Source organism: Streptomyces sp. NPDC006368, from assembly GCF_040612535.1.
Taxonomy (GTDB): domain Bacteria; phylum Actinomycetota; class Actinomycetes; order Streptomycetales; family Streptomycetaceae; genus Streptomyces.
In genome coordinates this window covers 1-9356 of record NZ_JBEXQK010000075.1, presented here as the reverse complement: position 1 = coordinate 9356, position 9356 = coordinate 1, and the positions used below count along the sequence as shown (strand labels likewise).

General features: G+C 69.7%; 5 protein-coding genes. 4 read left to right on the top strand and 1 reads right to left on the bottom strand.

All coding sequences use genetic code 11. The features are described 5' to 3' along the window. Nucleotides 1-99: 99 nt before the first annotated feature. On the bottom strand, nt 100-864 hold the full coding sequence (locus ABZZ38_RS29760; RefSeq protein WP_356745543.1) for an IclR family transcriptional regulator: 765 nt from the start codon (nt 862-864) through the stop codon (nt 100-102). Between the two features lie 247 nt (nt 865-1111). Between ABZZ38_RS29760 and metH the strand changes: the two genes are divergently transcribed. From metH to ABZZ38_RS29740, 4 genes are all read left to right on the top strand, one after another. After that, nucleotides 1112-4648 carry a methionine synthase gene (gene metH / locus ABZZ38_RS29755; protein ID WP_356745541.1) on the top strand — a complete coding sequence of 1179 codons (3537 nt, stop codon included), beginning with the start codon at nt 1112-1114 and terminating at the stop codon, nt 4646-4648. A 186-nt stretch (nt 4649-4834) separates the two neighbouring features. Beyond that, the gene (locus tag ABZZ38_RS29750) at nt 4835-5536 is read left to right on the top strand and encodes an HAD family phosphatase (RefSeq protein WP_356745539.1); all 702 of its coding nucleotides are present in this window, start codon (nt 4835-4837) and stop codon (nt 5534-5536) included. Between the two features lie 522 nt (nt 5537-6058). After that, the gene (locus tag ABZZ38_RS29745) at nt 6059-7660 is read left to right on the top strand and encodes an ABC transporter substrate-binding protein (protein WP_356745537.1); all 1602 of its coding nucleotides are present in this window, start codon (nt 6059-6061) and stop codon (nt 7658-7660) included. Between the two features lie 65 nt (nt 7661-7725). Further along, nucleotides 7726-9312: an ABC transporter substrate-binding protein gene (locus ABZZ38_RS29740; RefSeq protein WP_356745535.1), complete on the top strand. Its 1587-nt coding sequence runs from the start codon at nt 7726-7728 to the stop codon at nt 9310-9312. The last annotated feature ends 44 nt before the right edge of the window (nt 9313-9356 follow it).

Here is a 9356-nt window from a genome sequence, read left to right as displayed (position 1 = left end):
GCGCCCTTCCCGGGCCGCGCGGCCCGGGAAGGGCGCGCGGCGCCGCCGGGGGTCGGGGCGCCCGGGCCGAGGTGCGCCGGCGTCCCCACGCGCGTCGCCTCAGAAGCGCCCGGCGCCCAGGTCGCGGGAGACGGCGCGGGCGCAGTCCCGTACCGCCGCGATCAGCTCCGACCGCAACTCCTCGCCGTTGCAGACCCGCTCCACCGCGCCCGTGATGGCCACCGCCCCGACCGGCATGCGGCGCCGGTCGTGGATGGGCGCGGCCACCGACGCCACGCCCTCCCAGGTCTCCTCCACGTCCGCCGCCCAGCCGCGCGCCCGCGTCAGCTCCAGTACGGCCTCGAAGTCGTCCAGGCCGGTGATGGTGCGCGGGGTGAACGCCTTGCGGTCGACCTCCATGGCCTCGCTGTGCGCCACGGGGTCGTACGCCGACAGGACCTTGCCCAGCGCCGTCGAGTGCAGCGGCTGCATCGCGCCCACCTCCAGCACCTGGCGGCTGTCGTCGGGGCGGAAGACGTGGTGGATGACGAGGACGCCGTGCTGGTGCAGGACGCCCAGGTGGACGCTTTCGCCGCTGGAGCGGGCCAGGTCGTCCGTCCACACCAGCGCCCGGGCCCGTAGTTCGTGGACGTCCAGGTAGCTGTTGCCCAGCCGGAGCAGCTCGGCCCCCAGCTGGTAGCGCCCCGAGGCCGGGTCCTGTTCGACGAAGCCCTCCGCCTGAAGGGTGCGCAGGATGCCGTGGGCGGTGCCCTTCGCCAGGTCCAGTGACGACGCGATGTCGGACAGTCCGAGGCGGCGCTCCCCACCCGCGAGCAGTCGCAGCATCGCCGCCGCCCGTTCAAGCGACTGGATGTTTTTCGGCATCGCCCCGGCCCTTCTTCCTCAGTTCGACAATGCTGAACACTATCGGTCGTTGCCGACCTTGAGCCACACCCTGGAACCCCACGGGCCCGGCACCACCGACCCCCCACCCGGCCGGCGCGACGTCAGCATGCCGTCCGCCACGTGGGACAACATGTCCACCCCGGCGGGTACGCGGTTACTCTGGCCGGGTGCGCCTTCCCACCGGAGGCGCAAAGCCGACAGCCGTCGCATCCCAGGGAGCACATCCATGGCCTCGTCGCCGACCCCCTCCGCTGACAGCAATCACGCCACTGACGGCAGGACCCGAGCCGCCGCCCTCCGCGAGGCCCTGGCCACCCGCGTGGTCGTGGCCGACGGGGCCATGGGCACCATGCTCCAGGCGCAGGACCCGACGATGGAGGACTTCCAGCAGCTCGAGGGCTGCAACGAGGTCCTCAACGTCACCCGCCCCGACATCGTGCGCTCGGTCCATGAGGCGTACTTCGCGGTGGGCGTGGACTGCGTCGAGACCAACACCTTCGGCGCCAACCTCTCGGCGCTGGGGGAGTACGACATCTCGGAGCGTGTGTACGAGCTGTCCGAGGCCGGGGCCCGGATCGCCCGCGAGGTCGCCGACGAGTACACCGCCTCCACCGGCCGGCAGCGCTGGGTCCTCGGCTCCATGGGCCCCGGCACCAAGCTGCCGACCCTGGGCCACGCCCCGTACGTCAAGCTCCGCGACGCCTACCAGCAGAACGCCGAGGGCATGATCACGGGCGGTGCCGACGCCCTGCTCGTCGAGACCACCCAGGACCTCCTGCAGACCAAGGCCGCCGTCCTCGGCGCCCGCCGCGCCCTGGAGGCCACCGGCGCCGACCTGCCGCTGATCGTCTCCGTCACCGTCGAGACCACCGGCACCATGCTGCTCGGCTCCGAGATCGGCGCCGCGCTCACCGCACTGGAGCCGCTCGGCATCGACATGATCGGTCTGAACTGCGCCACCGGCCCCGCGGAGATGAGCGAGCACCTGCGCTATCTGGCCCGCCACTCCCGTATCCCGCTCTCCTGCATGCCCAACGCCGGCCTGCCGGTCCTGGGCAAGGACGGCGCGCACTACCCGCTCTCCGCCGGTGAGCTCGCCGACGCCCAGGAGAACTTCGTCCGCGAGTACGGCCTGTCGCTGGTCGGCGGCTGCTGCGGTACGACGCCGGAGCACCTGCGCCAGGTCGTCGAGCGCGTCCGCGACCTCTCGCCGGCCCCGCGCGACCCGCGCCCCGAGCCGGGCGCCGCGTCGCTGTACCAGACCGTGCCGTTCCGCCAGGACACCGCGTACATGGCGATCGGTGAGCGGACGAACGCCAACGGCTCGAAGAAGTTCCGTGACGCCATGCTGGAGGGCCGCTGGGACGACTGCGTGGAGATGGCCCGCGACCAGATCCGCGAGGGCGCCCACATGCTCGACCTGTGTGTGGACTACGTCGGCCGTGACGGTGTCGCCGACATGGAGGAGCTGGCCGGCCGGTTCGCCACCGCCTCCACCCTCCCCATCGTCCTGGACTCCACCGAGGTCGAGGTCATCCGCGCCGGGCTGGAGAAGCTCGGCGGGCGGGCCGTGATCAACTCCGTGAACTACGAGGACGGTGACGGGCCCGAGTCGCGGTTCGCGAAGGTCACGCAACTGGCCAAGGAGCACGGGGCGGCCCTGATCGCGCTGACCATCGACGAGGAGGGCCAGGCCCGCACCGTCGAGCACAAGGTCGCCATCGCCGAACGGCTCATCGCCGATCTGACCGGCAACTGGGGCATCCATGAGGAGGACATCCTCATCGACTGTCTGACCTTCACCATCTGCACGGGTCAGGAGGAGTCCCGCAGGGACGGCATCGCCACCATCGAGGCGATCCGCGAGCTCAAGCGCCGCCACCCGAAGGTGCAGACCACGCTGGGCCTGTCGAACATCTCCTTCGGCCTCAACCCGGCCGCCCGCATCCTGCTGAACTCCGTCTTCCTCGACGAGTGCGTCAAGGCCGGCCTGGACTCGGCGATCGTGCACGCCTCCAAGATCCTGCCGATCGCCCGGTTCGACGAGGAGCAGGTCACCACGGCCCTCGACCTGATCCACGACCGGCGCAGTGAGGGCTACGACCCGCTCCAGAAGCTGATGGAGCTGTTCGAGGGCGTCAACACCAAGTCCATGAAGGCCGGCAAGGCCGAGGAGCTCCTCGCCCTGCCGCTGGAGGAGCGGCTCAAGCGCCGCATCATCGACGGTGAGAAGAACGGCCTGGAGGCCGACCTCGACGAGGCCCTGCGGACCCGCCCCGCCCTCGACATCGTCAACGAGACGCTGCTGGACGGCATGAAGGTGGTGGGCGAGCTGTTCGGCTCCGGCCAGATGCAGCTGCCGTTCGTGCTCCAGTCGGCCGAGGTCATGAAGAACGCGGTCGCCCACCTGGAACCGCACATGGAGAAGGTCGAGGGGGACGAGGCCGGCAAGGGCACCATCGTCCTGGCCACCGTCCGCGGTGACGTCCACGACATCGGCAAGAACCTCGTCGACATCATCCTGTCCAACAACGGCTACAACGTCGTCAACCTCGGTATCAAGCAGCCGGTCTCGGCCATCCTCGAAGCCGCGGACGAGCACAAGGCCGATGTCATCGGCATGTCCGGTCTCCTGGTCAAGTCCACCGTGATCATGAAGGAGAACCTTCAGGAGCTCAACCAGCGGGGTCTGGCCGCCCAGTACCCCGTCATCCTCGGCGGCGCCGCCCTCACCCGGGCCTACGTCGAGCAGGACCTCCACGAGGTGTACGAGGGCGAAGTCCGCTACGCCCGCGACGCGTTCGAGGGCCTGCGCCTGATGGACGCCCTCATCGCCGTCAAGCGCGGCGTGCCCGGCGCCACCCTGCCCGAGCTCAAGCAGCGCCGCGTCCGCGCCACCGGCGCCGCCCTGACGGAGGAGCAGGCCCCCGAGAGCGGTGTCCGCTCCGACGTGGCCACCGACAACCCCGTACCCGAGCCGCCGTTCTGGGGCACCCGCGTCAGCAAGGGCATCCAGCTCAAGGAGTACGCCTCCTGGCTCGACGAGGGCGCGCTGTTCAAGGGCCAGTGGGGCCTCAAGCAGGCCCGCACCGGTGAGGGCCCGACGTACGAGGAGCTCGTCGAGACCGAGGGCCGCCCGCGGCTGCGCGGCTGGCTGGACCGGCTCCACACCGGGAACATGCTCGAAGCCGCCGTCGTCCACGGCTATTTCCCCTGTGTGTCCAAGGGCGACGACCTGATCATCCTCGACGAGAGCGGCAACGAACGCACCCGCTTCACCTTCCCGCGCCAGCGCCGCGGCCGGCGCCTGTGCCTGGCGGACTTCTTCCGCCCGGAGGAGTCCGGCGAGATCGACGTCGTCGGCCTCCAGGTCGTCACCGTCGGTTCGCGGATCGGCGAGGCCACGGCCGAACTGTTCGCCTCGAACGCGTACCGCGACTACCTCGAACTGCACGGCCTGTCCGTCCAGCTCGCCGAGGCCCTCGCCGAGTACTGGCACGCGCGCGTGCGGGCGGAGCTCGGCTTCGGCGGCGAGGACCCGGCGGACGTCGAGGACATGTTCGCGCTCAAGTACCGCGGTGCGCGCTTCTCCCTCGGCTACGGCGCCTGCCCCGACCTGGAGGACCGCGCCAAGATCGCCGACCTGCTCCAGCCGGAGCGGATCGGCGTCCACCTGTCCGAGGAGTTCCAGCTCCACCCCGAGCAGTCCACGGACGCCATCGTCATCCACCACCCCGAGGCGAAGTACTTCAACGCGCGCTAGAAGTACCGCGACGCCCGCCGGACCCCCCGCCGGGCCGTCTTCCGGCAACACCACCGGCGCCTCCCCGCGCGCTCCGGCGCGACGCGTCGTACACTGGTCGGTCCAGCGCAGGCCGGTCGCTTTTCCCCCCGGGAACCCCCGGGGGAGAGCGACCGGCCTTCTCGTCCCCCGATGGAGGTGTGCCGGATGACCAGTACGGTCCCCGTGTCCATGACCCGTACGGCCGAGGGCCACGCCCTGCAAGCCGTCTTCCTCGACATGGACGGCACACTCGTGGACACCGAGGGCTTCTGGTGGGACGCCGAAGTCGAGGTCTTCCGTGACCTGGGCCACAGACTCGACGACTCCTGGCGGCACGTGGTCGTCGGCGGGCCGATGACCCGCAGCGCCGGGTTCCTCATCGAGGCCACCGGCGCCGACATCACCCTCCCCGAGCTGACGGTGCTGCTCAACGAGAAGTTCGAACAGCGCATCGACGGCGGTGTCCCGCTGATGCCGGGCGCCGAGCGGCTGCTGGCGGAGCTCGCCGCGCACAACGTCCCGACCGCGCTCGTCTCCGCCTCCCACCGCCGCATCATCGACCGGGTGCTGCGCTCCCTCGGGCCCGACCGCTTCCGGCTCAGCGTCGCCGGCGACGAGGTGCCCCGTACGAAGCCGCACCCCGACCCGTACCTGGTCGCGGCCCGCGGCGTGGGCGCCGATCCGGCCCGCTGCGCCGTCATCGAGGACACCGCCACCGGAGTCGCCGCCGCGGAGGCCGCCGGCTGCCGGGTGGTCGCGGTCCCGTCCGTGGCGCCCATCGCACCCGCCGACGGCCGCGTCGTCGTCCGCTCCCTCGAAGACGTCGACCTCGGCTTCCTGCGCACACTGATCACACGCGTGAACTGAGCCCCGCACGCGGGTGTTTGTTCGTACGGATGAAGCCGAGGGCAGCACCCGCGCGGATCTTCCGGTTACCGGCACAGGAGGGACGGCGAGGGGCGGGCTACCGCCGCCAGTTGCCCGCCGCAGGCAAACCGGCGTGATATTGGTCACGCAGAGTGGCGCTGGGCGCATGTCGTGCAGGTCGGACATGCCCGGATGGGGACGCTTCCGTCATGTCCATGTGTCCCGATTCATCAAGCGGTGTACGAATCATGCCCGCGCATAGTGATCGGCGGTGGCGCATTACTCATCACTGTCCGACGTGATCTCACCGCAGGGCCGTTCCGGCGGCGCCGACACCGCCCACTAATCTCTTGGCGAGAACTTCGCCGCACTGATCCCAGTGTTCCGTCACGCCACCACGCCACCGTGAACACAGGACCGATCGCTCTGTACCCCGGCCCGATCGCCCTGCCCAGACCCGGGCGGCCGCGGCGGAGTGTCCGTAACCGCTGTACCCAGTGCCGGATGAGGAGAACGTCCCCCATGAACCGCAAGACCTTGGTGCTGCCGGCCGTAGCAGGCCTGCTCGCGCCCCTGCTCGCCGCGTGCGGCGGCCAGGAGGCCGGCTCCGGCGGTGGCAACGCCATCGTCGTCGGCACCACGGACCAGTTCACCACCACCAAGGACGCCTCCGCCCCCTTCGACCCGGCCTTCGCGTACGACGCCGGCGCCTGGAACGTACTGCGCCAGACCGTGCAGACGCTGATGCGCATCCCGCGCGGCAGCGGCGCGCCGGTGCCCGAGGCGGCCTCCCAGTGCTCCTTCACCGACCGGGCGAGCGAGAGCTACCGGTGCACCCTGCGGGAGGGGCTGACCTTCTCCGACGGCACGCCGATCACCGCCAAGGACGTGAAGTTCTCCCTCGAGCGGGTCCTCGCCATCAAGTCGGACAACGGCGCCGCCGGCCTCCTCGCCAACATCGACACCATCGAGCTCAAGGGTGAGCGCGAGGTCGTCTTCCACCTGAAGACCCCGGACGCCACCTTCCCGTACAAGCTCTCGACACCCGTCGCCGCCATCCTCAGCAGCGACAAGTACGGCGCCAGGAAGCTCCGCGACGGCTTCCAGATCGACGGCTCCGGTCCGTACACGATGAAGGCCGAGGTGAAGGACGACCGTGTCACGAAGATCGTCTTCTCCCGGAACGACCACTACAAGGGCGGCATCAAGCTCCGCAACGACAGGGTCGAGCTGCGCTCCTTCCCGGACGCCGACGCGATGGGCCGGGCCCTCGAAGCCGACGACATCGCGATGATGACCCGCACCATGTCGCCGGAGCAGATCAAGGACCTCTCCGAGAACCCCAAGCCGGGCATCGAGCTCAAGGAGATGCCGGGCCTGGAGATCCGCTACCTCGCCTTCAACACCAAGGCCACCTCCGTCGAGGACAAGGCCGTCCGCCAGGCCATCGCCGCCGTCGTCGACCGCGACCAGATCGCCGGCAAGGTGTACGGCTCCACCGCCACCCCGCTCTACTCGCTCATCCCTTCGTCGATCACCGCGCACACCAACTCGTTCTTCAACAAGTACGGCGAGCCGAGCACCAAGAAGGCCGCGAACATCCTGCGCGCCGCCCACATCAGCACCCCGGTCCGGCTGACGCTGCACTACACCAGCGACTACTACGGCCCGGGCACCCGCAAGGAGTTCGAGGCGCTGCGCGACCAGCTCAACGCCACCAAGCTCTTCGACGTCCGCGTCCAGGGCGCCGAGTGGTCGACGTTCCGTCCCGCGCAGAAGCGCGGCGAGTACCCCGTCTACGGGCTCGGCTGGGTTCCCGACTTCCCGGACCCGGACAACTACATCGCGCCGTTCCTCGACGCCGACAACTTCCTCAACTCGCCCTACGTCAGCGGCGAGGCGCGCAGCCGGCTCATCCCGCAGTCGCGCCGCGAGGCCGACCGCAGCGCCGCGTCCCCCGCCTTCGAACAGCTCCAGGACATCGTCGCCGACGACGTCCCCGTGCTCCCGCTGTGGCAGGGCAAGCAGTACGTCGCCCACCGGGATGACGTGACCGGCGTCGAGTGGGCGCTCAACACCTCCTCGGACCTCCAGCTCTGGGAGCTGGCCCGAGGCATCGCCTGACCCCGTTGTACCCGGCCGCGCAGTGGGCGCGGTCGGCGCGATGAAGATTCAGAGGCAAGGTTCCTGTGAAGGTGCACAACAAGTGGCTGGCCGCCCCGCTCGCGGCGGGGCTGGCTGCCGCCCTGCTGAGCGGCTGCGGTACGGAGAGCGGCGGCGCGGGTGACGACGGCGTCACCGTGCTGGTCGGCATGTCCGACGACGTCCTGGCGACCGACCCCGCCGCCGGCTACGACCCCGGCTCCTGGCTGCTGTTCAACAACGTCTTCCAGTCCCTGCTCAGCTTCCCCAAGGGCGGCTCCGTGCCGCAGCCGGAGGCGGCCGAGAAGTGCGGCTTCGACCAGGGCGGCAGCAAGGTCTTCCGCTGCACGCTGCGTGACGGTCTGAAGTTCAGCAACGGCAACCCCCTGACCTCCGAGGACGTGAAGTTCTCGTTCGACCGCGCGTTGAAGATCAACGACCCGGCCGGACCGGCGCCGCTGCTCTCCACGATCGACTCCATCGAGACGCCCGACGAGCAGAACATCGTCTTCAAGCTGAAGGTGCCGGACGCCACCTTCCCGAGCAAGATCGCCTCGGGTGCCGGCTCCATCGTCGACCACCGCGAGTACGACGCCGACAGCCTGCGCACCGACGGCAAGGCCGTCGGCTCCGGCCCGTACAAGCTGGAGTCCTACTCCAACGGCGAAGCGGTGTTCTCCGTCAACGCCGACTACCACGGCACCGCCAAGGTCAAGAACGGCGGCGTCACGCTGAAGTTCTACAACGGTGACCGCAAGGCCCTGGCCGACTCCCTGAAGAAGGGCGACATCGACGTCGCCTACCGAGGGCTCGCCGCGGACGACATCGCCGAGCTCAAGAAGACCTCCGCGTCGGACAGCAAGGGCATCGAGGTCATCGAGGGCAGCAGCGCGGAGGTCAAGCACCTGGTCTTCAACATGAAGGACCCGGTCGTCGGCAAGCTGGGCGTGCGCAAGGCCATCGCCTACCTCGTCGACCGCGACGCGCTGGTGGAGGACGTCCACCGGTCCACCACCACCTCGCTGTACTCGATCGTCCCGGCCGGCATCACCGGCCACAACACCGCCTTCTTCGACACCTACGGCAACCGGCCGCAGCCGGAGAAGGCCAAGCAGGCACTGCGCTCGGCCGGGCTCTCCGGCAAGGTGCCGCTCACGCTGTGGTCCACGCCGAGCCGTTACGGCCCGTCGACGGAAGAGGAGTTGCAGGCGATCGCCAAGCAGCTCAACGCCAGCGGACTGTTCGAGGCGACCGTGAAGTCCGTCGAGTACGAGCAGTACGAGAAGGACATCAAGGCCGGCAAGTACGGCGTGTACGTGAAGGGCTGGGTGCCCGACTACCCGGACCCGGACAACTTCACCCAGCCGTTCTTCGGTGAGGGCAACGTCCTCGGCAACAACTACGAGAACGCCAGGATCACCGGGACGATCATCCCGAAGACGGCGGCCTCCGCCGACCGCACCGCGTCCGACGCGGACTTCGGCAAGCTGCAGGACATGGTGGCCGAGGACCTGCCGATCCTGCCGCTGTGGCAGGGCAAGCAGTACGCCGTGGCCCGCGACGGCATCACCGGCCTGGAGTGGACGCTCGACGCCTCCACGGTCTTCCGCTTCTGGGAGATCAAGAAGGACTGATACGAACGGCGACACGAGCGGGGTGCCCGATCAATGATCGGGCA